This window comes from Hymenobacter monticola, assembly GCF_022811645.1.
Lineage (GTDB): Bacteria > Bacteroidota > Bacteroidia > Cytophagales > Hymenobacteraceae > Hymenobacter > Hymenobacter monticola.
Genome location: NZ_CP094534.1, coordinates 4,095,358 through 4,117,035 on the forward strand (window position 1 = coordinate 4,095,358; position 21,678 = coordinate 4,117,035).

Annotated in this window: 20 protein-coding genes; 6 read left to right on the forward strand and 14 right to left on the reverse strand. The window is 55.7% G+C overall.

Annotation, left to right across the window (positions count from 1 at the left end):
- Positions 1–149 precede the first annotated feature (149 nt).
- From MTP16_RS16925 to MTP16_RS16950, 6 genes are all read right to left on the reverse strand, one after another.
- Complete coding sequence (locus tag MTP16_RS16925) at positions 150–1,478, reverse strand: hypothetical protein (protein WP_243512019.1); 1,329 nt, start codon at positions 1,476–1,478, stop codon at positions 150–152.
- A gap of 25 nt (positions 1,479–1,503) precedes the next feature.
- On the reverse strand, positions 1,504–1,674 hold the full coding sequence (locus tag MTP16_RS16930) for a hypothetical protein (RefSeq protein ID WP_243512022.1): 171 nt from the start codon (positions 1,672–1,674) through the stop codon (positions 1,504–1,506).
- A 23-nt stretch (positions 1,675–1,697) separates the two neighbouring features.
- The gene (locus MTP16_RS16935; protein ID WP_243512026.1) at positions 1,698–1,862 is read right to left on the reverse strand and encodes a hypothetical protein; all 165 of its coding nucleotides are present in this window, start codon (positions 1,860–1,862) and stop codon (positions 1,698–1,700) included.
- Positions 1,863–2,061: 199 nt separating this feature from the next.
- A complete protein-coding gene (locus tag MTP16_RS16940; RefSeq protein WP_243512029.1) occupies positions 2,062–2,304 on the reverse strand; it encodes a hypothetical protein in 243 nt (80 codons plus the stop codon).
- 63 nt (positions 2,305–2,367) lie between these two features.
- Positions 2,368–3,759: a tyrosine-type recombinase/integrase gene (locus MTP16_RS16945; protein ID WP_243512033.1), complete on the reverse strand. Its 1,392-nt coding sequence runs from the start codon at positions 3,757–3,759 to the stop codon at positions 2,368–2,370.
- A gap of 242 nt (positions 3,760–4,001) precedes the next feature.
- A complete protein-coding gene (locus MTP16_RS16950; protein ID WP_243512037.1) occupies positions 4,002–4,709 on the reverse strand; it encodes an alpha/beta hydrolase-fold protein in 708 nt (235 codons plus the stop codon).
- 137 nt (positions 4,710–4,846) lie between these two features.
- On the opposite strand from MTP16_RS16950, the gene MTP16_RS16955 reads away from it, so the two are divergent.
- Both MTP16_RS16955 and MTP16_RS16960 read left to right on the forward strand, forming a co-directional pair.
- The gene (locus tag MTP16_RS16955; RefSeq protein ID WP_243512042.1) at positions 4,847–6,400 is read left to right on the forward strand and encodes an alpha/beta hydrolase-fold protein; all 1,554 of its coding nucleotides are present in this window, start codon (positions 4,847–4,849) and stop codon (positions 6,398–6,400) included.
- 304 nt (positions 6,401–6,704) lie between these two features.
- Positions 6,705–6,950: a hypothetical protein gene (locus MTP16_RS16960; protein WP_243512045.1), complete on the forward strand. Its 246-nt coding sequence runs from the start codon at positions 6,705–6,707 to the stop codon at positions 6,948–6,950.
- A gap of 2 nt (positions 6,951–6,952) precedes the next feature.
- Here the strand turns inward: MTP16_RS16960 and MTP16_RS16965 are convergent, their stop codons facing one another.
- The gene (locus MTP16_RS16965; protein ID WP_243512048.1) at positions 6,953–7,579 is read right to left on the reverse strand and encodes an AlbA family DNA-binding domain-containing protein; all 627 of its coding nucleotides are present in this window, start codon (positions 7,577–7,579) and stop codon (positions 6,953–6,955) included.
- Between the two features lie 81 nt (positions 7,580–7,660).
- Positions 7,661–8,077 carry a DUF3127 domain-containing protein gene (locus MTP16_RS16970; protein ID WP_243512051.1) on the reverse strand — a complete coding sequence of 139 codons (417 nt, stop codon included), beginning with the start codon at positions 8,075–8,077 and terminating at the stop codon, positions 7,661–7,663.
- Positions 8,078–8,203: 126 nt separating this feature from the next.
- Here MTP16_RS16970 and MTP16_RS16975 point away from each other — a divergent pair, with 126 nt between their 5' ends.
- Entirely contained in the window at positions 8,204–9,193 is a 990-nt protein-coding gene (locus tag MTP16_RS16975; protein WP_243512053.1) for an isoaspartyl peptidase/L-asparaginase family protein, read from the forward strand.
- An 84-nt stretch (positions 9,194–9,277) separates the two neighbouring features.
- On the opposite strand, the gene MTP16_RS16980 is transcribed toward MTP16_RS16975, so the two are convergent.
- From MTP16_RS16980 to MTP16_RS16990, 3 genes are all read right to left on the reverse strand, one after another.
- Entirely contained in the window at positions 9,278–10,264 is a 987-nt protein-coding gene (locus tag MTP16_RS16980) for an aldo/keto reductase (RefSeq protein ID WP_243512056.1), read from the reverse strand.
- Between the two features lie 174 nt (positions 10,265–10,438).
- The gene (locus MTP16_RS16985) at positions 10,439–11,383 is read right to left on the reverse strand and encodes a cyanophycinase (RefSeq protein ID WP_243512057.1); all 945 of its coding nucleotides are present in this window, start codon (positions 11,381–11,383) and stop codon (positions 10,439–10,441) included.
- A 106-nt stretch (positions 11,384–11,489) separates the two neighbouring features.
- Entirely contained in the window at positions 11,490–13,316 is a 1,827-nt protein-coding gene (locus MTP16_RS16990; RefSeq protein WP_243512060.1) for a M1 family metallopeptidase, read from the reverse strand.
- A 276-nt stretch (positions 13,317–13,592) separates the two neighbouring features.
- Here MTP16_RS16990 and MTP16_RS16995 point away from each other — a divergent pair, with 276 nt between their 5' ends.
- Together MTP16_RS16995 and MTP16_RS17000 are read left to right on the forward strand one after the other, a co-directional pair.
- Positions 13,593–15,335, forward strand: a complete 1,743-nt coding sequence (locus MTP16_RS16995; RefSeq protein ID WP_243512062.1) for a L,D-transpeptidase family protein — start codon at positions 13,593–13,595, stop codon at positions 15,333–15,335.
- A gap of 346 nt (positions 15,336–15,681) precedes the next feature.
- The gene (locus tag MTP16_RS17000) at positions 15,682–16,389 is read left to right on the forward strand and encodes a helix-turn-helix domain-containing protein (RefSeq protein ID WP_243512064.1); all 708 of its coding nucleotides are present in this window, start codon (positions 15,682–15,684) and stop codon (positions 16,387–16,389) included.
- A 1,154-nt stretch (positions 16,390–17,543) separates the two neighbouring features.
- Here the strand turns inward: MTP16_RS17000 and MTP16_RS17005 are convergent.
- On the reverse strand, positions 17,544–18,086 hold the full coding sequence (locus tag MTP16_RS17005) for an HNH endonuclease signature motif containing protein (protein ID WP_243512066.1): 543 nt from the start codon (positions 18,084–18,086) through the stop codon (positions 17,544–17,546).
- Positions 18,087–18,312: 226 nt separating this feature from the next.
- On the opposite strand from MTP16_RS17005, the gene MTP16_RS17010 reads away from it, so the two are divergent.
- A complete protein-coding gene (locus MTP16_RS17010; RefSeq protein WP_243512068.1) occupies positions 18,313–18,654 on the forward strand; it encodes a hypothetical protein in 342 nt (113 codons plus the stop codon).
- Positions 18,655–18,967: 313 nt separating this feature from the next.
- Here the strand turns inward: MTP16_RS17010 and MTP16_RS17015 are convergent, their stop codons facing one another.
- The gene (locus MTP16_RS17015) at positions 18,968–19,756 is read right to left on the reverse strand and encodes an HNH endonuclease (protein ID WP_243512070.1); all 789 of its coding nucleotides are present in this window, start codon (positions 19,754–19,756) and stop codon (positions 18,968–18,970) included.
- Between the two features lie 68 nt (positions 19,757–19,824).
- Entirely contained in the window at positions 19,825–21,255 is a 1,431-nt protein-coding gene (locus MTP16_RS17020) for a hypothetical protein (RefSeq protein WP_243512072.1), read from the reverse strand.
- Positions 21,256–21,678: the final 423 nt, after the last annotated feature.

Genomic DNA, 21,678 nt, shown 5'->3' on the forward strand with positions numbered 1-21,678 from the left:
GATTTTCTACTGTTGCGTAAAGCGAAACCGGTTACCCCGTTTTTGGAACCTTCCAGAAGAAAAAAGAAAGGCCGACCCCAGCGGAATCGGCTTTTACTGTGATGCTACCGGGATTCGACGCCGGTACTGTTAAATACTCTGCCTGCGGGCTACCAGGGATTTTCTTCTACCAATTGTGCGGTACTGATGTCGAGGGAATCCAGTAGCGCGAAGAATTCGGCGTCTTGCTCAGGGGTTGATGCTGGAAAGGGAGAGGTAGCCATATTTGGCGTGTGTGCAGCTATAGTTATAGCGCGAGCTGTGACGGCAATGGCATCGGCCATATTTGGCGCGAGTGTAGCTATAGTTATAGCGGGAGTAGTAGAGCCTGGGGTAACTTGTGCTACGGCTGTGGCATCGGCTATTGTTGGCGCTGCTGTTTCCGTGGTTGCCGGAGGCGCTGTAGCATCGGCCATATTTGGCGCGTCTTCACCTATAGTTATAGCACCTTTGAGTTCGCGCAGGTTGGCAACGCTGGGGCTGGGGGTTTCGTGGGCAAGGTAGCTTGCCAGTAGCGCCGCGTATTTCTTGCGCTCACGGGTTACGGTGCGCGAGGGCACGTTCAACGCTTTCAGACGGGCATCAATCTTTTCCAGGTCGTAGCCGTGTTTTTCCAGGAAAGAAAACTCAGGAGCGTCTTTGTAGCTCAAGGTATCGGCAAAGGCCAGGGACTTCGCTGCTGCTGGGGCTTCAATAGCTGCGTAAGCCTCTTTTGTGATTTCTGCGAACTGCGTAGCCAGGGGGTTACTTGTGGATTGGAGTAGGTCCGTGAGCATAATAGCGGGGGCAATGTCAGGGAAGTATTGCCGTAGTTTCCGCTTGCCATTGATTTCTGTTTCTATGCGGGTTTTGCCCGCGTAGTAGGCAGCTACGGTCTTGCGTTCAGTTGCAGTCAGGGCGTTGCGGTATGCAGTGTTGGCGGGGCGGGCGTACTCACGGCCCTTATCGTAGATTTTCAGGTACTCCCGTCCCTTGCCCGTAGTTTTCTGTATGTAGGTCACGCTTTCGTCTTTGTATTCTACAAGGAGATAGCCACGGGTGACGTGTAGTTGAGCCAGCGGCGCGGCGTAAACGGCAAAGGGTTGGGATAGCGTGAAATCGTGCGTTTGGTGGGCTTTCAGTACGTGGGCTTCACGTAGCACCTCGGGAACGTCAAAGCTCAGTGGAGCGGCCTCTATAATGTTTCTGAGAGCCTGCTGAATGGTTGCGTTACTCAGTAACCCAGGGTACCGCCCCTTGAGAATCTTCGCGCTGAATTCCACGGCTGTTTCTGTGTCGCCGATGCGAATATTAATGATGCCGGGGGCGGGGGCGGATAGATAGTAATTATTGCGGTCTACGTGCTTGTTACTGGGAAACGCAGTAAAGGCGGTATAATCTACGGTAGTCAGGGAGAGGTTGGGAAATGCTATTTTAAGCGTGTCGAATCGGGGGAGCATCTGGGTTTAAGGTGGACGGAAGGGGTTATGCAGCCTGGGGCTGTTCGGAAGCTGGGGCTTCAAGGAAATGCTGTAGAATGCGGATTTCGCGGGCTGCTACGGCTTGCATGTATTCATGTAGCGTCAGGGAGTGGATTGCGGCAAGCTGCTGTAGCTGCTGGTGTTGCTCAGGAGTAACTTTGATTTCGAGGGTCATGGTTTTGGGAATGCATTGGGTTGTTATTCAGTCTGTTTGACGGGCTGTGAGGAAGCGTAAGCTTCGAGGTAATGGCGTAGCACGGTGGAAAGGGTTTCGCGGCGCTCACGGGCTGTTTCCTGGGCTGCTGTGAGCAACTGCTGGGGCAGGCGAAATCTGGTAATCGCGTCTTTGTTGGTATGTGTCATAGTATTAAATAAGGACTTGTGGTCACAAACATCCACCGTTTTCCACTATGAGGAAAATGATAATTTGTAACTTATTGACCTGCAACAGGTGAAACGTTTTGTCACCTGTAATATTTATATTTAATAATTTTTTAATTATATTTTATAACAGGCGCACGAAAAAGCCCCGGCCTGTATTGGCGCGGGGCTACTGGTTGTGCTATTCGTCACCCTCTATCAAGGTGTACATCATTTGTCCGGTTTCGTCGTCTCCTTTCAATTTGATAACCTGCTTTGTCTCAGGGTTTGTGAAAAACAGGTTCTGGGTGTTTATGTCTCCTTCACGTGAAGGTAATACTCCCTCAAATAGCCCTGTAGGGTCTGTGAACCCGTTTTCGGCCGGGCAATAGGTGCCCCCGCCTTTGAGTGGATAACTGAGGTCTGCTGCTTGTGGTGTGTACATTGATTTGTGATGCTGGTGATAAATAGGTAAGGCTTGGGGGACGCATTTGTTACGCTGCGGGAGCTACAGAATCTTGTGAGCTTCGTTAAGCGCCTGCATGTCGCGCTGGCTGTAATAGTTCTGAATCATTTTTACGTCTGCGTGGCCTACCCACCGCGCTACCGTGCTTTCGCTTACGCCTCGGAGTAGCGCGTTATTGATGAAAGTACGGCGGGCGGCGTGGCTCTGTACAAATTCGCATTTGGGTTTGATTTCTTCGGAACTACGGTTGCCGCTGTAATGGGTCCGCACAAATTCCGCCTGTAAGCTGGGGCAGCGTCGGGCAATGGATTCCAGGGCTTGATTGTAGTTCCTGAGCTTGATGGCTGGGAATTGGTGATTGTTACGGGCCAGGATTTCCAACGCTTCGCTGGTGAGCGGCACAATGATTTGCTTTCCCTTTTTCTGCGTCGCCAAGCGTAGGAGCTTGTGACCTACCAACCGCCCGTCGCCTGCGGGCATTTCTTCGATGCTTGATTGGCGAACCCTGGGCAGGTCGGAATGGCGTAACCCGGTTTCGTGGCAGAATAGGAATTGTTCGCGGACCTCTCGCATTACTTCCCATTTGCTCAAGTCCAATGCCTTCATGTCCGCCAATTCCGGGGCGCTCAGAATGACAATGTTTTCATTGGCTTTGTCCGCTACGGGCTTGAACTTGAGCAGAAAGGACAGGTTAATGTTCAACTCATCGGCGAATTCTTTCAGCACGGCCTTGAACTGGGTAGTATAGGCATTTATCGATTGGTTCTTGCACCGCTTAACCTCTATCAACCAGTTCTGAAATTCGTTCAGGGTTGCGAGGCTCACTTGCGTAATGTCCAAGCGGGGGCGAAACGCTGTAATGAGTTTTTGCAAGCCTCTGTAATTTCTGGCAGTCGTAGGCGTGACCGTTGCGCCCTTGCGGCTCAGGAACTCGTCTATGCGGGCCGTGAAGGAATCGACTGGGGCGGATTGCTCCTCTTCGTTGTTGAGCCAAAGCAGGGTATCAAGCAACTCCCGTTCTGCTGCAAGCTCGGCCTCAAGCTGAGCTATCCGTTTACGGACGCCTTCAATGTCCACGGTAATTTCTTCCCGGATTTCAGGTAGGGCAGCGTCTACGGCGACATCTACGGCGCGGGATGTGTCGAGGTGGTACTTAACCGTCTTCGCATCGTAGGAGCCATTTTTACGGTAGGCCCGCCGCGCTACAAGTTCTACCTCTTTTGTCACTTGGGCAATGCGGGCGTTTCTCTCAGCGGCCAAAGAATCCGATGCTTTGACCTTGCCCGCGCCCGTGTTGAAGTCCTGGGGCTTGCAGCTTACGCCCGTGGCGGTCACGAATTCGCTGGGGCCGTAGCGGTAGACCAGGGACACCGGGGCCTCGCCTGTTTTCTTGTTGGTGGCAGCCTTACGGAGCTTGAACGTGATTTTGTACATTTTGAGGACAGGCGTTTTGTCCCTTGTGGCCTGTGCCTCAAAGGTAAGCGTGTACTTGTTAATGTACCCAATCGTGTACCCATTATTTGTCAGAAAGTGCCTCTATTGGCTGAAAAATGCGTTTTTGCCTCGCTATCCTTTTTCCTGACCAAAGAGGATACCGATTTTTTTCATGGCGAAAGGGTTTTGGCAGCGGTTAGGCTAGCGGGGTTGGTGAAGAAATAGGGGTTGAAAAAGGGGGCTTAGGCAATGGTGCTCAGGTACTGCGGGAACATTTCGCGCCACACCGGCCAGTCGTGGTTGCCAAAGGGCTTCACGTCGAGCGTGTGGTGGATGCCTTTCTGGCTGAGCAGGTGCGACATCTGGAAGTTGGCATCCTTGCAGAAGTCGTGCTCGGCGGTGCCCAAGATGATGTTCATCCACTGAAAATGCTCGCTGTGCGCGCCGGGAATGAACTCGGGCGGGTTGTTGTAGTACACGTTGTCGTCGTGGTAGCCGTTCAGAAACTGGCGAATGTCGAAGGCAGCGCCCATTGTGAAGAGGTGGGCCACCTGGTTGGGGTGACGGAAGGCGAAGTTCAGCGCGTGAAAGCCGCCAAAGCTGCAGCCCGCCACGCCAATCTTATCGACGTGGCACTCGTGCTGCAGCATGGGCACCAGCTCGTCGCTCAGAAATTGGTCGTAGAATACGTGATTTTTCACCCGCACATCGGGGGGCAGGTGCTTGGCATACCACGAATGCGCGTCGATGCTGTCGATGCAAAACAGCTTCACCTTGCCGGCTTCCACCAGCGGGCGGGCTGCCTCGATGAGCTTGAAATCGCGGGCTTCGTTGTCGTGGCCCCCGGAGGTGGGGAAAATCACCACCGGGTAGCCCCAGGTGCCAAAAACCAGCATGTCGATGTCCTGGCCGAGGTGGTGAGAATAGAAGCGGCGGTGTTGTTCTTGCACGGGCGGGGGCTGATGGGGTGAAGCCGCCTGAGTGGTGCGGCGCGGCAAACTAGTCAAGAAATGATGGACCCGCTGCATTTAACCGGTTTAAATTTGCGCGCTGGGCTTAATTCCTGGGGTTGCCGTTACTTTGTCTGATGCTTCCCAACCTCGTTCCCTCCGAATTTTCCTCCCTCGGCGCCCGGCTGTGCCGGGAAGTGCTGGCGTCCCGCTTTCTGGAGCGCGACGTGGAGGTGAGCATTCTGCTGCCGCCAGCCAGCGCCGAAGCCGCCGGGCCTTACCCCGTCCTTTACCTCAACGACGGCCAGGACCTGGAGCGACTGGGCCTGCAAGCCACGCTCGATACCTTATATAATAGCGGCGCCCTGCTCCCCTTTGTGCTGGTGGCGCCCCACGCCAACGAACTGCGCACGCAGGAGTACGGCACCGCCGGGCACGCCGATTTCAACGGCCGCGGCAGCCTGGCCGGCGCTTATACTGATTTTGTGCTGCAAGAGCTATTGCCTTTTGCGCAAGCCAATTACCACGCTTCCGCCGAACCCACTGAGGCCGTCATGGCCGGCTTTTCGCTCGGCGGCTTGTCAGCGTTCGATTTGGTGTGGCACCACCCCAGCCATTTCACGCGGGCAGGCGTGTTCTCGGGCTCGTTTTGGTGGCGGCAGCGGGCGCTGGGGGCCGGCTACACGCCCGCCGACCGCATCATGCACAGCCTGGTGCGCGGCGGACAACTGCACCCGCACCACCGCTTCTGGCTGCAGACCGGCACCCTCGATGAGCGTGGCGACCGCAACGAAAACGGCGTTATCGACTCCATCGAAGACTGCCTCGACCTCATCGAAGAGTTGCGCAAAACCGGCCTCGACTTGTCGCAGTCGCTACGCTACGTACAAGTGGAGGGCGGTCACCACCACCCCGATACCTGGGGCCGCGTAATGCCCGATTTCCTGACTTGGGCCTTCGGAAAGGAGCAAAGCGCGCACGAACTGCCCGCGCCACTGCCCGTTGTGCGGCTGTGCTTCGACCCGAGCCTGGTTCCGTCCATTGTGCCTTCTTCAGCACCTGGGCCCGTAGACATTCTGCCGCTGGTGCTGCCCGCAGAGGCTACTCCGGAGCAACCTGCGGCCGCCTTGGTCAGCCTTTCCGTTCCCGAACCTACTTTTTCTATGCCTTTTACCCGTCCCGCCGAAGGCGACTTCCTGCCTTATGCTGCCGGTTACATCAATCAGATTCCCGCAGACATGAGCCCGCTGGACGCATTGCGCAACCAGCCGGCCGAAATCCATGCCGTATTTGCCAATCTGAGCGAGGCGCAGGCCGAAAAAGCATACGCCGAAGGTAAGTGGACGCTCAAGGAAATGCTGCTGCATCAGATTGATAGCGAGCGGGTGTTTGCCTACCGTGCCCTGCGTTTCGCCCGCGCCGACAGCCAGGACTTGCCCGGTTTCGAGCAGGACGACTACGTGGCCAACAGCGGCGCCAACGCCCGCTCCATTGCCAGCCTGCTGGCCGAGTATGACGCTACCCGCGTCGCCACGCTGGCCCTCTTCGAAAGCTTCACCGAGGAGCAGTTGAACCGGCGCGGCACCGCCAACGGCGGCCCGGCCACGGTGCGGGCGCTGCTCTACATTGTGCCCGGCCACGAGCGGCACCATCTGAATATTATTCGCGAACGGTACCTGTCTATTCTGTAGAGCAGTGGCGGTTTTTCGGTAAATTTTCTACCTTCGCAGCAAACAACACGTTGGCCCTAGCTCACGTTAAGACTGCAGCAAATCCCTTCACCCAAATTTCTTTTCAACCATGGCAAAGGCACAAGACGCTCGCAAAGAGAAAAAGAAAGAACCCGCGAAAACGATGAAAGAGAAAAAAGCGGAAAAAGATGAGAAGAAAGTAGCTCGTGCCCGCAAGCAGGAGTAGCGAATTAGGTATTTGACGGAAACGGACACAACCGGCTATCAAGCCGATTGTGTCCGTTTTGCTTTTTAATGGTATAGAATGACCGTTTTATCTGAAAGCGAAGTTGCGGAGCTTCTCCATTGCCTGTGCGTCAGGCTTGGCTTTTGCTTGCCGCCACCTTTGCAACGACGCCTTATCAAGAACCCGCCTAGGTCAGTGGAAAAATTCACCAATGCAGTTTGGAAGGGCGAAGGATTTGACCTACTATTTATTAGCGACCAAAAACTGTATGATGCGGTGAGAGCAATGGTAGGAGCGGCTTTTCAGCAGCATTTAAGTGAATAAGGTTAAAGGGTGTAGTACACTTCTTTCTCTTTGTCATGATGCCGGATGTAGCCGTGCAAAGTCAGCTTTATCAGCGTCTGATATGCCCGGCGCTTGCCGATATTCACCAGCTTCATGTACTGGGCCAGGGTGATGCGCGGGTGAGTTTTCAGGTAATCGATAACGGCTAGCTCCTGCTTGTTTAGCGGGATTTTCTCGAAGCGGGCCTCGGGTTGCTGACGCTCCAACAGCTTCTCGGTGAGGCCGCTGGTTTGCACGCTGGCATCGCGCACGCGCACGTAGCCGCGCCAGTCGTCGGGGGCCACCTGGGCGCGGTGGGGCTTGTTGAGGCTTTCGGGTACGGTCACGATGATGACGGAGCGCCCGTCCTCCTCCACTTCCTGAAAGCGCAGCGTGGTAAGCGGCGGCTCTACGTAATGCTGGGCTGCCTCGCGGAGCACGAATAATTCCTCTTCTGGGTCGCGCACGCCTAGGATGCGGCCGGCGTCGTCGACCCCCACCAGCACCTGGCCGCCGCGGGTGTTGGCCAGCGACACCAGCGTGCGCGAAATGCGGCTGGGGTGCGTCGTCTTCTGCTTGAATTCCAACTCCTCGCCCTCGCCGCGCGCAATTAATCGGTGTAAATCCATGCCTTATTATACGTGAATTGGGCATAAAAAATGCCGCTCCGGGAAACCGGAGCGGCATTTTTTGTTCTACAACTGGTTGCCTTAGAAAGGCAGGTCGTTGTCGTCGTCGCTGGCGATGGGGGCAGCCGAGGGCTGGGCGCGCAGCGTGGGGTTCTGATTTTGCGCGGCGGGGCGGGGAGCGGCTTGCTGGCCACCGCCACCTCCGCCGTAGCTAGCACCACCAGCAGCCTCAATTTTCCAGGCTTCGAGGTTGGTGAAGTACAGCATCTGGCCGTTTTTGTTGAAGCCGCGGCCGCGGAGGTTGAACGTCACCTTCACTTCGTCGCCCATTTTGAAGGGGTCGATGAGGCTGGTTTTGTCCTGAACCATTTGAAACTTAATATGCTCGGGATACTGGCCGTCCTGGACTTCCAGCACGAACTCGCGCTTGCGAAACTTTTCGCTTACCTGCTGTTCGTCAAAGATTTCGTGCAGCCGGCCGGTTACGTCGTATGCCATAAAACTGGGGGTGTTTTGGTAGTAAAAAACTTGAACATCAAACCTACGAAAAAAAACACTACCGAGCCGCTAGCCGTTCCCTCAACCTACCTTTACAGCCCATTTAAGCCGCTTATTTCTCCCAAAATGTTTGCACTCGCCATCCACGGCGGGGCCGGCACCATTGCCCGCGCCTCCCTATCTCCCGACGCTGAGCGCGACTACCGCGCGGCCCTCGAAACGGCCCTCAATACCGGCTACAACCTGTTGCGCGACGGCGCCGCCGCCCTCGACGCCGTGGAAGCCGCCGTGCGCAGCCTCGAAGACTGCCCGCTCTTCAACGCCGGCCGCGGGGCCGTGTTCACCCACGAAGGCCACCACGAGATGGACGCCGCCCTCATGAGCGGCCACAACCGACTGGCCGGTGCCGTGACCGGCGTGCGCCAGGTGCAAAACCCCATCCGGGCGGCCCGGCTGGTGATGGAAAAAACCGAACACGTACTATTAGGCTACCCCGGCGCCGACGAGCTGGCCCGCGAATACGGGCTGCCTTTGCAGCCGGTGGAGTACTTTTTCACCCAGCACCGCTACAACCAACTGCAGGAAGCCCTGCGCGAAGGCCGTATGCGCCTCGACCACAGCCAGGCCCGTCCGGCGGCGACCACGGCGCCACTCGAAGAGCCCGAGAAATTTACGGAACCCGTCGAACCCGACCCCAACTGGAAAAAAGGCACCGTGGGTGCCGTGGCCCGCGACCAGCACGGCCACCTGGCCGCCGCCACCAGCACGGGCGGCATGACCAACAAGCGCTACTCCCGCATCGGCGACACGCCCCTCATCGGGGCCGGCACCTGGGCCGACGAGCGTTGCGCCATCAGCTGCACCGGCAACGGCGAGTATTTCATTCGGGCCGTGGCGGCTTACGACGTGGCTTGCTTGATGGAATACAAGGGCTTGTCGTTGGCAGAAGCCTGCCGCATTGTGGTGCAAGACAAGCTGGCGCCCGTAGGGGGCGAAGGCGGTCTGATTGCCGTAGACGCGGCGGGGAATGTGACGCTACCTTTTAATTCGGACGGCATGTACCGCGCCAGCCGGGTTGAAGGCGGGGAGGCGCTGGTGGCTATATATAAGGAGTAGTCGTAGCGCGAACTTTGTAGTTAGCGTGCCCCGCGCCATTTGGGCGTCGTTAGGGCACGCGAACTACAAAGTTCGCGCTACATCCTACCAGCTGTAGTGCACCAGCGGCCGAATCCGCCGGTCGTAGATTTCCCGCACGGCCTGCATCTGCTCGGCTGTGAGTGCGGGTAGCTCTGCCGCCTGCAGGTTCGAGAGAATCTGCTCGGGGCGGGAGGCACCGGGGATGACGCAGCTTACTTCGTCGAACATCAGAATCCAGCGCAGGGCTTGGGCGGCCAGCGGCGCTTGTTCGCCGAGGGCCTTTTTCAACTCCTCCACGGCGGCGAGGCCGGTTTCGTAGTCGACGCCGGAGAAGGTTTCGCCCCGGTCGAAGGCTTCGCCGTGGCGGTTGAAGGTGCGGTGGTCGTCGGGCGCGAAGTGCGTGTCGGGCGAAAACTTGCCGGTGAGCAGGCCGCTGGCCAGGGGCACCCGCACAATCAGGCCGATGTCGCGGCGGGCGGCTTCTTTGAAAAACAGCTCCGGCGGGCGCTGGCGGAACATGTTGAAGATAATCTGCACGGTGGTCACGTTCGGGAATTCAATGGCTTTCAAGCCTTCCTCCACTTTCTCGATGCTCACGCCGAGGTGCTGAATTTTGCCTTCCTCGCGCAGCCGGTCAAACAGCTCGAATATTTCGGGCCGGTAGTACACGTCGGTAGGCGGGCAATGCAGTTGAACCAAGTCAATGGTTTCCAGCTGCATGTTGCGCAGGCTGTCTTCCACAAACTGGCGTAGCGCTGCGGGCTGGTAGGCGTCGGCCGTGTGGGGCTGAAAGCGGCGGCCGCACTTGGTGGCCACGTAGAGGCGCTCCGAGCGGGAACGCACGAGACGTCCCACGGCTTTCTCGCTTTCGCCGTCACCGTACACATCGGCCGTGTCGATGAAGTTGATGCCGGCATCCACGGCGGCGTTCAGGATGTGGTCGGCGTTTTCGTGGCTGAACGGGTCACCCCATTTGCCGCCCACCTGCCAGGTGCCGAGGCTGATTTCAGAGATGGAAAATCCGGTTTTGCCGAGTTTGCGGTAGTTCATTTTTTTAGACGCTATATAATAAGGAGTGTTGTGCGGCACTTGGCCAAAGCCGCGTGCTTCCGCTGAGCGGGGGCGCCGGCAAATTAAGCGTACGCAGCTGGTCTGCTTCCTGATGATAAAAAGCCCGCCCGTTGGTGAAACGAGCGGGCTTCTTCTTGTTTTAAAAGCCGAAACTTACTCTGCTGTCGAGGTCGCAGCTTCGGCCTCCGAGGCTACCTTCTCCGCCATGGGTGTGGCAGTATGCAGGGGCAATGCGTCCTTGCTGGCGTAGAATTTCCGTTCGCGGATGTCGTACACGTTGCCTTTGGCCAGCACGTGCATGGTCACATTTTCGATGGAAAGCACCGTGCCCTTCTTGGCGGCAGCGGCGTTGTTGTGCTGAATGTTGTGGCCGTCGAGAATGATAACCAGGTTGGAGCCAATGGTTTCCACCCAATTGCCCTCGGTGATGAGCACGCCGGTATCTTCGCCCAGGCCAATGCCGATGAGCTTGGGGTGCAAGGCTACCGACTCGATGAGGCGACCAAACCGCCCGCGCTTCACGAAGTGCGAATCGACGATGGCGGCGGGCAGCAAGCCCAGCCCGACGCCCATCTTCACGGCGCCTTTCAGCAGCGCATCCGGCACCGAGCCGCCGCGAATCATGTGCTGCGACATGGCCATGGCCCCGGCGCTGGTACCGGCAATCACAAAATTTGGCTCGGCGTAGTAGCGCTGCATCATGCGGTCGAGGAAATCGGTTTCGCCGAACATCTCGCGCAGCCGCGACTGGTTGCCGCCCGAAAACATGATGACATCGGCTGCGAGCATGCGCTCCAGGTACTCGGGTTGGCGGGCGTCCTCGGGAGTACGAATGTCCATGATGCCCACGTTCAGGCAGTTGAGCATAGCGAAGGAGCCGGTGTAGATGGGGCCTACTTCTTCCGGAATCATCGAGGCCGTGGTGACGACTTCGATGCGCGGGTCGGCCTTGCCGGTTTCGAGTACGATGCGCTTGAGAATACCCAGCTCAAAGAAATTGAGGTAGTACTTGCGGCGGGTTTTGGGATTGGGGTAGGTACCCTTGTCCTCGTTGCCGCCAACGGCGATGAGCTTGCCGAGAGGGATGATGCTTTTCAACGGATGCGGGGATAACTGAGAAATGCGTGAATGATGAGCCGCCGAAGCGGCCGGGTAAGCGCGCCGGCCCGGGGCAAAGGTCGGGCCGGGCAACCATATAATAAGGCTACGCCTGTTCGCTTAACAAGGCATCAATCGTGCCGGTTGCGACGGAGTGGTAATTGGGCCGGGCTTTCGCATAAATGGCACGGGCCCGGCTGCGGCCATCGGGCGTGGCCAGCAGCGCCCGGTAGAGCGGCACCAGAAATTTGCGACGGCCCACGTGCAGCAGGAATTTTTCCAGCGCGGGCCCGGCCGCCGCGTAGCCTGCCCGCAGCGTGTGCGGAAACCAGGCTGCCAGAATTTCGGAGTTGCCGGAGGCAGTGAAATGAAACGCCGCATCAAGCGCCGCCAGCTGCTCGGCCGAAAGCGTGGCCGGGAGGCCGTGGAGGAAGTGCACCCATTCATGGCTGCTCCAGTCGGCGGTGCTGGGTAGGAGGGCAGCAGGAGCAGCGCCGCCTTGCAGCTGAATTAGCGATTGGTCTACGGCGTCGAAGCGGCGCGAGCTTACGGGTGGTGCGTTGGAGGGCAGGCCGGGCCCATCGACCCAAGCAGCCAGGTTGAGATTGCCTTCGAGCCCGGGCTCATGGTCCAGGAGCTCGGCGCGGAGGTAGTGCAGGAAGGTGGCAGTATCCATCGCCTGAAAACTGAAGCGGGCGAAGTACTCCTTAATAAAGACATCGAGCCGGGGACGGCCCACCAACGACTCTAGCGTCAGCAGCAGGGCGCAGCCTTTCTCATAGGCTATTTCGGTGAGGCCCTCGTCGGGGTCGCGGCCGGCCAGGGCAAGGTGCAGGTGGGTGTCAGGACTGGCCACGCCGATTTCCTCAATGGTGTGGTGCAGCGCTGCCCGGCCCAGTACCTGCAGCATATCGGCATATTCGGCGCCATACAAATGTTCCATGATACGCCGCTCGAAGTACACTGTAAAGCCTTCATTCAGCCAGAAATCATTCCACGTTGCATTTGTAACCAGGTTGCCCGACCACGAGTGAGCCAGCTCGTGCGCTACCAGACTGGTCAGGCTGCGGTCGCCAGCTAGAATGGTAGGTGTAACAAATGTTAATCGAGGGTTTTCCATGCCGCCGAAGGGGAAGGAGGGAGGCAGCACCAGCAAATCGTAACGCTCCCAGCGGTAGGGCCCGTAAAGTTCCTCGGCCGCTGCCACCATTTTTTCAAGGTCGGCAAACTCGTGAGTAGCCGTCGGCAGGGTGGCCGGCTCGGCGTAGATGCCGGTGCGGTGGCTGAGCGGCTCGAAGGCGAGGTCGCCCACCGCCAGCGCCATGAGGTAGGCTGGGATTGGCTCTGTCATGCGAAAGCGGTACTCGCCGCTGGCGCGGAGCTGTTGCGGGTTCTCGGCGCTCATCAAAGCCAGCAAATGCGCCGGTACGCGCACCGTGGCCTCGTAGGTGAAGCGGATGCCGGGAGAGTCTTGGCACGGCAGCCAGGTGCGCGCCAAAATGGCCTGCGACTGCGTGAAGAGGAAGGGCTGGGTGCCGGCCGTTTGTTCCGGAGCCAGCCACTGCAGCGCGGCCGCCGTCGGGGACGTGCGGTAGTGGATGCGAACGGCCGTCATGGCCGGCGTCAGCGCCACGCTCAGGGCCTGGCCCAGCACTGGGTCGGCCACGCTGTCGAGGGTGAAGTTAGCCGCCGTTGCTGCGCCGTAAGCGTCCAGCGCCTCGACCGATTCAATGGTCAGGTCGCGGGTGTCAAAGACGACTTCAGTGGCCGCACCAGGCTCGGCCAGCTGCCAGGTGGCACTGCCGCTGAGCGTGTGAGAATCGAAGTCGACGGCGAGGGCGAGGGCCAGGTGCTTTGCCCGCACCGGGCTGCGGCTGGCGAAGCTATGTGGGTCGGTGGGCAGGGCAATGGAGGAAGGAGGATATGTACTCATAGGTGGTAATAATACGGACGCACTAAAGCGAAAAGAACGGTGAGCTTGGCAAGAGGGCACCTTACCGAGGTGGTGACTTTAAAAGCGAATTTTTGGGGCAGAGTTACGAAGGTTGGCACGATTCCGGTCATAGCCGTGCTTGGTCACTGCCCGCCAATGGCGTACTTTGTGGCCGGACTGCCGACGGGCGGCCCGGCAACCCCACCTCCGCGTTGGCAGTACACTGCCCCAACGGTCGGGCTCGCCTGGCTTATCCCGTTCACTTTTCCTTTTTCAATGTCCTTCTTGTTTCGTTTCACTTCCTTGGTCTGGGTTCTGTGGGTTGCGGCCTTCAGCAGCATTGCGCTGCAGTCGTGCGGTTCCGACAATTCTTCCCAGTCTGCTGATGGCACCGCCCAACGCTCCGATTCGTCGGAGGTGGCGGCCGGCCATCAGCCCCTCATCGATAGCACGTACGTCATCAAAACTTTCCAGGCCGAGCCTGCTTTCAAAGCGCAGCTGCTTCCCGCCCGTCGCTTCTACCGGGAGCGGGGGTTCCGGATGGGGTGGTTCAAGGACCACCAACCGGTGGAGCGGGCCCAAGATTTGCAAGCCATTATTGCTAAAGCTGAAGAAGAGGGGCTTAACCCTAAAGACTACCAGGTCAAAGATTTTAAGAAGTTATTCGGCGAGCTCAATCAAGCCCGTTCCGATACCGCGCGGCGCAATGCGCTCGAGCAGCAGATTGACGTCGCCCTCACGGGTACCTACATGAAATGGGCCAACGATTACTACCGAGGCATCGCCAATCCGCGCGATACCAAGAGCACGTCGTGGCAAGTAAAACCGAATAAAATCAAGCTGAACAAAGCCTTGGCCACCTTCCTGGGCGACCGCAAAAGTCGTTACAACTACTACGAGTTTGCCCCGCTGCACCCCGAGTACGACCAGCTGAAGAAGGCCCTTGCCACCTACCGCGCCCAGGAGCGGGCGGGCGGCTGGCCCATTCTGCCCACCACCCTCAACCTGAAACCGGGCCAGTCGTCGCCGGCCGTCGCGCTTTTGCGCAAGCGCCTGCTCGATAGCGCCGGCGGAGAGGCCGCTGCGTCGCTACCCGCCGATTCAGCCAAGCACGGTGCCGTACCTGCGGCCTACATCTACGACTCCGAGGTAGTGGCCGCCGTGAAATTATTTCAGCAGGACGCCGGCCTGAAGCAGACGGGCATTGTGAGCGGCGAAACCCTGAAGCAACTCAATGTTCCCATCGGCTCCCGTATCGACCAGCTCATTTTGAACATGGAGCGCTGGCGCTGGCTGCCTAAAAAGTTTGAGCCTGACTACCTCCTGGTGAACATTCCTGAGTACACGCTGCACGTGGTAGAAGGTGGCAAAGAGGCCTTCAACATGGCCGTGATTGTGGGCAAGGTGCTGCACGAAACGCCGGTGTTCAGCGACAAAATGGAGTACGTGGTGCTGGCACCTTATTGGAATGTGCCCTTCAGCATCATCGACAACGAGCTGCGCGGAAAGCTCGTGGCCAACCCCAGTTACCTCGACCGTCTCGACATGGAAGTGGTAAAGGGCTGGGGGCGCAAAGCCACCCCCGTCGACCCCTCGAGCATCGACTGGGCCAACGTGACGCAGAACACCTTCAAGTATACGCTCCGCCGCCGCCCGGGCCCCAAAAACGACCTCGGCGACGTGAAGTTCATCTTCCCCAACTCGCAGGATATTTACCTGCACGATACTCCCCATGACGAGCTGTTTTCGCAGAGCAACCGCAGCTTCAGCCACGGCTGCGTGCGCCTATCCGAGCCCATTAAGCTGGCCACCTACCTGCTGCGCAACCGCCCCGAATGGGACAAGCAAACCATCCTCGACAGCATCGCCACGCGCCGCGAGAAGTACATCACCCTTAAGCAAAAGCTGCCCGTGTACCTGGTGTATTTCACCGCCTGGGCCGATGAAGCAGGCCACCCGCACTTCCGCGACGACATCTATGGCTTGGATAAAAAACTCGCCCGCGAGTATTTCAACTAACCGTCTGACGCCTGACTGAGGTAGCTGCCGATAATTCGAGCGGGTCAAATCACAAAAAAAGGCCCGTCAACGCGTGCGTTGACGGGCCTTTTTTTGTGCACGTGCAATTAGCATAGGAAGTAAAAAGGAAGGACCAAACGTAACAGAAATTTAGGAGAGGATTACGTCCAAACTAAGAGGTTAACAATTGTGTCTTTTCGGTGAATGAGTAGCTGACGAAGGTGATGTTTACAATTGGAATATACGCTAGTTAATGTGTTTGTTTCATTTGTAAACTAATAGGGGGATGCCTGAGGTATAACGGACTTTGCCAGCATGTGCTACATTTGTAATCAAATTGATGACAATGATTGAGCGCATTCGGACACTGCTGGAAACCCGGCAGCTTACCCCCACCCAATTTGCGGACGCAATAGGCGTTGCCCGCCCGATAGTGAGCCATATCCTTTCCGGACGCAACAAGCCCAGCCTGGAGGTAGTGCAGCGTATTTTGGCAGCCATGCCCGACCTGTCGATGCCGTGGCTACTCAATGGCACTGGCCCGATGCAAGCCTCTGCGGCCCCGGCGATGCCCCCCGCTCATTCAGTTGTTAAGGAAGCGCCTGTTCTAACCGCTGCACCGCAACCAAAGCCTTCCGTTGGCAATGAGAATCAAACCGGTTCGCCCGGCCCTACAAAAGCGGTAGTTGCCAGTTCCCCCAAGCCCACGCCGCGCCGTTTCACGGGCCAGGTTAACAAATTCACAGGCGTTTCGGCAAGTGTAGCCCCGGGTAGCGCCCTTTGGGATACGCTTTCTGTTGCCTCCACCGCGCCCGATGTTGCGGTACCGCCTGCGGCGCCATCGCCAGCCGCGCCGTCAGAGGAAATGGCCGTTGAGCCAAATGCCGTTAGTCCAGCCCCTGCATTAGTTCAAGAGCAGCCGGTTTCTCCGGAACATGCACCAACTGCTGCTAATCCTACAGCAGCGGCCTTGTTTGCCGGGGCCGAAAAGCCCATTCGGCGGATTGTAATTTTTTACCGGGACGGCTCCTTTGCCGACTACCAGCCCGAATAGGAATTCTCATTGCCCACGTTTTATAACGAGCCAAGCAGACTTCTGTTTGGCTCGTTTTTTTAGGTGCATATAGTAGTAGCCAGGGTTGAAAACTGATAACGCAGGCAGGAGTTGGCAGCCCTCATGAGCGCAGTAGGGACTTCACTTTGCCGAATCAGGACAGCAATAAATCTATGTTTCAGGTGCCAATTTATCATTCATCAACTTTAGCTTCATTGATAGGGTAGGCATGATTTTATTCAATTTGTCATGCTGTACAGTTGCTGAACAAACGAGCTTGCATCATCGCCTGGCTTGGTAACCGTATTCGAGTTAGTTTGATATATTTCATTATCTCCTATGCTAATGTGCGTGGGTGAGATTGATAAGCCCTGTTGTTGAAGGAATTTTTAAACATAAAACCATTATTTTCAACTATATATAACATGCTAATAAAAGTGCTGGATTGGGTTGTTTTAATGCCTTGATACCAGATAATCACACCTTTTTAAGTGCCACTTGATTCTAAAATTGTGAGCCTTTCCACCAAAAAAATGCCGAATAGGACCGGTGTAAAATGCTAATAGTATTGACTAGGCTGTGGTCTTTGAAAATGCAAATTGCTTGAGAGGTCGTTACTGCAAAATGCTAAACAAGCAAGCGAAACAAGACGGCGCCTACAACCGGCAACTCATTCTTTGTGAGTCGCCAGGGTTTCGGCATAAGCACGCCATCTGCGCGAAGGATTGGCCAGCGGGGCCTGCTTTCACCGGCGCTGGCTCGCAGAGGTGTAATATGTGCGCGTTTTCAAATGTAAATGGCTGAGGTGAGCAAGCCGCAACGACAGGCTTATTGTCTTTTGATGAGATGGAGCGCCCCAACTTGATAGGTGGGAGTGCCTGTGAAGCCACGGCTTCGGTTGCGCGTTTCGCGGCGGTGGGCTACCTTCGCGGCATGAAACTGACTCGCACGAACCTTTGGTTGGCCGGTCGGTTTTAAGGGCAAAGGGATCAATTCGTTACTGATCTTTAGAAGCTCCCTGAGTGTCCATCACCCCTAGTCATGGATACAAGATTGGATACAGACTTGGGCAGCTTGAAGAAGTCGGGGGAGAATCACCATCCATTCCGATAATACAAGAAAGCCACCCCGATGAGAGGTGGCTTTGTCATTGGCTAGAAGAGATGAAGCTCTTGCTTCGCTTTCAGGTATGCTTGGTGCGCTTCCAGTTCGGTTGGAAAGACTCCTAGAGGTGTTCTCTTCCCGCTGAGCTTGATAGCGGCTGAGAAGCCACGGTTCCGATAGGCAGACACTCCCATGTATTGGGAAGAGGTGTTGGCAGCCTTGGTCCGGTTGAAGCAGTTCTGTTGTCTGGTCACCCATCTCAGATTGGTCACCTGGTTGTTCAGCTTCTCTCGATCCTTGTGATCGACTTGGTAGGTGGGGCCAGGGTCTCCGTGGTAGGCAATGGCGACAAGACGGTGGATGCAGATCCTTCTGCTGTGTTCAGCGTTGCTAAGGACCACTGACAGGTAGCCGGTCTTGAGAGTGGGCTTCAGGAATTCCTGGATGTTGGTTGAGAAGACTCTGCCGCAGTCAGTGATGTAGTAGTTGGGATAGTCAGGGACAAGCTTGGCATTCCATGTCAGAAGCTGTTCATCTCTATAGGTGATGATAGTGTAATCGTCTGATTCTAGGGCTGTAATAGTGGGGTTCATATAGTATCTATCTGTGGTTCAGACAGAAACTGCGTGAAATATGAGTTCTTTTGGGGTGTTAGGGTATGTTTTTAGCCTTTGGGAGCCTGTGAAAAGCCTGATGGGTCGTGTTGAGGTCTGTTTACATGGGTCTGAGAAGGGTTTGGCAGGGGTGGTAAGGGTTACACTAGCTGAATAGAAACTACACTTTACCTTACCAATCGATTCACTTAAGTATCTCTCTCCAATGGAAGAATATGAATTTGTTCCAGATCCTCCAGGCTATACCCCTCCAGGATCTGACTCCAAGAAACCCGTGTCAAAAGTTGAAGAAGAGCTAAATATGAGTAGAGGTGATGACGATCCTTATGGTTTTGCGGCTTTTGAAGAATCGTATTCAGGTTTCAGGCCTGAAATGACAGCTGACCCACAAATCACAGAGCCACATTTTATCCCTTCATCGGACTACTGGGGCGATAATTTCTTCAATCCTAGTGAAAGTGAAGGTGAGGGTGACTACAATGACAACTTGGATATGGATCAGCAGAGCCAGGAGTATTGGGATAGCATAGATCCATCAGCTGATTAACAGCGCAGCAGGTTGCCTGACCATTCTTCAGATGCACCTCCAGGCCAGTCTTGTTTGATTCTATAAGGGAGTTGTCTGCTGTAGGAGTGAATAGTGTTATTGATGTTCTCTCCAGAGGAGTAGATGCTATAGTAGGAGTAACTAGTATTATAGGTGTGGTAGTCGGCCTGTCGTGAGGTGGGCGGGAGGGTGGCGAAACTCAGCACCGTCACCGAACCTGGTTAACTCTGGGCATAGGAAAGAGGCTCACCACTGCGCGTGAAATGGTGGGGAGTGTGCTTCTCTGCCGTGGCAGGTCGAGCGCCTCAGATGACTATTCGATGGTAAGTGTTACGGAATAGCTCTTGCCATTCATCATGAACACTACCTTGTCAGCGTCATGGAAGGTGATCTCGGTTTCGCCGTAGTCGAATTCCTTATGGTGATTTGGGCACAGCAGTAGGATGTTATCAGGTGTCTCCCTACCGAACTGGCTCCTGGCTTTGATGTGGGCGGCCTCGATGTAGAATGTTCCATCCCGCTTGAGGATTTTCGTGTTGCAGACCTGACACGCGAAGTCACGAAGCTGCTTGATGACTGCCAGGGTATGATTGTCGCGCTTGTAGGACTTTCCATCGATCATCACATGGTCGTCGTCAGTCTTCTTTAGGTTTTTGAGGTAGGCGATCAGCTTCTCCCTAGGGGTGGACTTAACATCCTCTTCAATATCGTCCTGCTCAAACTCATCTTGGAAGTCTTGTGGCAACCTGGTCACAAACTCACTAAACACCTGCCGCATTCCGGGGTGCTTGCCTCCAGTCTGGTCTTCGATGTAAGAAATGTGCTGCATCAGGGCTGATAGAGCCTTGAAGAGCGTTTGCGAGTCGTAATCAATGGTGAAGCGTTCAAGGAAGTATCTCATCGCAAACAGGTTCAACGTTCTTCTGAACCGCCTTCCATTGAGCATATGCTCGAAGTTCCTGATGAAGGTGTCAACTGAGCTTTGATTTAAGCCATAAGTTTCAACGAGGTGCCGATTGCCTTGAGCTGCTGTCAGCTCGTTGTTGAAGACACGTTGACAGATGAGGTATATGTCGGGAACTACAGAATCAGGGATTTTCATCTTGGCTTTGCGTGGTGCTGAAGCCGCAATATGGGCAAAAAGAAACCCGTCCTTAGACGGGTCTCCAGTTAAGCAGCATGTTTGATTGAGCAGTCGGTCACATCGACCACGCCGTTAATTTTGTAGTCCTTAAGAACAGTCATGATGACCTCTGAAACGAGTGGTTCGTTCTGCTCCTCGACAAGCACAGAGTCGTGCTTCGTGAGCTGCCAGATCTTCTTCTCGACAAGCTTAGGGACGATGTTGTCTATGAAGATCTCGGACTCGACGCGCTGGAGCAGGATGGCAAATTCGTTGTTGCCGTACTTGCGCTTGAAGCCGTCGGTCATCTCGACCAGTTGTGGGAACTTCCCCTTTAGCAGCTTCTTCTTTTCCGAGGGGGATTCAGCTCCGGAGAAGACGCAAGCAAATGCACACTTCTTGGCGGTTGCTCTGGCAGCACTCCCTTTGGTGATGGATTCGATGCCGGCACCGTTGTCTAGGCCGAGCAGCACGGCTAGGGTTTCGTAAAACATGCCGGCGTTGGCAGCAGCCACGAAAGCTTTGGTATCATCGGTGTGCTCGTAGTCTTTGAAGAACATGGCGCGCTCGTCCGAGAACACTTCCGGGTTCTGAAGCAAAGCAGCCAGCAGTACGAACTGTGAATTGCTGAGGTCGATGCTCATAATCTTCTGCCCGCCGCTAACCGTCATGAATCCGAGGAAATCCGACTTCATGTTGGTGATGTCGGTGTCCAACCTGTTGTTCGTGGCGTTGCGATAAGGAGCACGATAGATGCGCTTGTCAATCTTGGTGAGGAAGCGGGTCCATATCCAACGGCAGGTAGCACGTATCTCGGCAACGTACTCATAGGGAAAGGCGATGTGCACTCCACCACTCTCGCCCTTACGACGCATCACGGACATCCCTTTCTTCGTGGCTTCAGCTACCGCTTTGTCAAGGTTGACGAAGTAGTTGGCGTTTCGACCATCGGTTATCACTTGGACAACAGTTTCCTCGATCTCGTGATTGATGTCGAACGAATCAACGGTGATAGCATCGGCCAGGGCGTGGGCGTATTTCATCGCGTCCTTGTAGTTGAGTTCCAACTTGGCAATGTTCTCAAGCACCATTGCTTGGTCCACCTGCGTGAACTCCGGGGTGTGGCAGCTTGCATCGGCAGCTACCGAGTGCTTGTCAAACTCCACCAGATTCATCGAGATCCGGTAACGCTTAGGGTAGGGGTCTCCACCGAGTTCACCTGTATAATAGGAGTCAACCGACTGGATGATGCCATTGGCTACAAGCAGCCTCATCATGTCGTACCCTTTCTTTCCGAAAGCAGCGGTCAGGTAGGTCTTGTTTAGGTAGAGCCAGCCATCACTAGACTCGTAGGAGGCTTTGTTGAACAGGTGCTCGATGATTGCCACAGCGTGGCGGTAGTTGGCTTTGGATAGGTTCAGAGCTTCAAGCGCAGTGGCTATCTTCTCGGAAATGATCACTTTCTTGGTCGGTTTCAATTCAATAGGCGGGACTTATTTAGCGAGCTGTCTTGCAGCTTCTTCTTTGACTAGCAGGGCGAACAGCTCACCGCCGTTCCCTTTGAATCCTTTGCTTTTCATCAGCGATAGAAGCTTGTTGAATCTTGGTTTGTCCTCTTTGAAGACATTGACTTGGGTGTGGGCATACTCTCTTACTCTCATGGTATTTATATACCACAAGTGCCCTCGTTTATAGGTGAGAATGCAGTTATTTTGAAAATAAATTTCGCTGCGAAACAGGGTAGTCCAGGTGCTCTACCTACTCTTCCATCTACATCCTAGCCACCACTACCACGCTATCAACTCCACTACTTACCCGCCACTGCTAAGGCTGGTCAGCTCTTACTATATTGTGGGAACATTTCAGTGTAAGCACTGGACTAGCTGTAAAGCCAGCGAATT

What these genes read in the sequence shown, in the direction of transcription:
- MTP16_RS16965 (WP_243512048.1), bottom strand. Translation starts at nt 7,579, where the DNA reads ATGGATTTACACCGATTAATTGCGCGCGGCGAGGGCGAGGAGTTGGAA.
- MTP16_RS17000 (WP_243512064.1), top strand. Translation starts at nt 15,682, where the DNA reads ATGATTGAGCGCATTCGGACACTGCTGGAAACCCGGCAGCTTACCCCC.
- MTP16_RS16930 (WP_243512022.1), bottom strand. Translation starts at nt 1,674, where the DNA reads ATGACCCTCGAAATCAAAGTTACTCCTGAGCAACACCAGCAGCTACAG.
- MTP16_RS17015 (WP_243512070.1), bottom strand. Translation starts at nt 19,756, where the DNA reads ATGAAAATCCCTGATTCTGTAGTTCCCGACATATACCTCATCTGTCAA.
- MTP16_RS16980 (WP_243512056.1), bottom strand. Translation starts at nt 10,264, where the DNA reads ATGAACTACCGCAAACTCGGCAAAACCGGATTTTCCATCTCTGAAATC.
- MTP16_RS16955 (WP_243512042.1), top strand. Translation starts at nt 4,847, where the DNA reads ATGCTTCCCAACCTCGTTCCCTCCGAATTTTCCTCCCTCGGCGCCCGG.
- MTP16_RS16990 (WP_243512060.1), bottom strand. Translation starts at nt 13,316, where the DNA reads ATGAGTACATATCCTCCTTCCTCCATTGCCCTGCCCACCGACCCACAT.
- MTP16_RS16995 (WP_243512062.1), top strand. Translation starts at nt 13,593, where the DNA reads ATGTCCTTCTTGTTTCGTTTCACTTCCTTGGTCTGGGTTCTGTGGGTT.
- MTP16_RS17005 (WP_243512066.1), bottom strand. Translation starts at nt 18,086, where the DNA reads ATGAACCCCACTATTACAGCCCTAGAATCAGACGATTACACTATCATC.
- MTP16_RS16925 (WP_243512019.1), bottom strand. Translation starts at nt 1,478, where the DNA reads ATGCTCCCCCGATTCGACACGCTTAAAATAGCATTTCCCAACCTCTCC.
- MTP16_RS17010 (WP_243512068.1), top strand. Translation starts at nt 18,313, where the DNA reads ATGGAAGAATATGAATTTGTTCCAGATCCTCCAGGCTATACCCCTCCA.
- MTP16_RS16960 (WP_243512045.1), top strand. Translation starts at nt 6,705, where the DNA reads ATGACCGTTTTATCTGAAAGCGAAGTTGCGGAGCTTCTCCATTGCCTG.
- MTP16_RS16975 (WP_243512053.1), top strand. Translation starts at nt 8,204, where the DNA reads ATGTTTGCACTCGCCATCCACGGCGGGGCCGGCACCATTGCCCGCGCC.
- MTP16_RS16945 (WP_243512033.1), bottom strand. Translation starts at nt 3,759, where the DNA reads ATGTACAAAATCACGTTCAAGCTCCGTAAGGCTGCCACCAACAAGAAA.
- MTP16_RS16970 (WP_243512051.1), bottom strand. Translation starts at nt 8,077, where the DNA reads ATGGCATACGACGTAACCGGCCGGCTGCACGAAATCTTTGACGAACAG.
- MTP16_RS16935 (WP_243512026.1), bottom strand. Translation starts at nt 1,862, where the DNA reads ATGACACATACCAACAAAGACGCGATTACCAGATTTCGCCTGCCCCAG.
- MTP16_RS16940 (WP_243512029.1), bottom strand. Translation starts at nt 2,304, where the DNA reads ATGTACACACCACAAGCAGCAGACCTCAGTTATCCACTCAAAGGCGGG.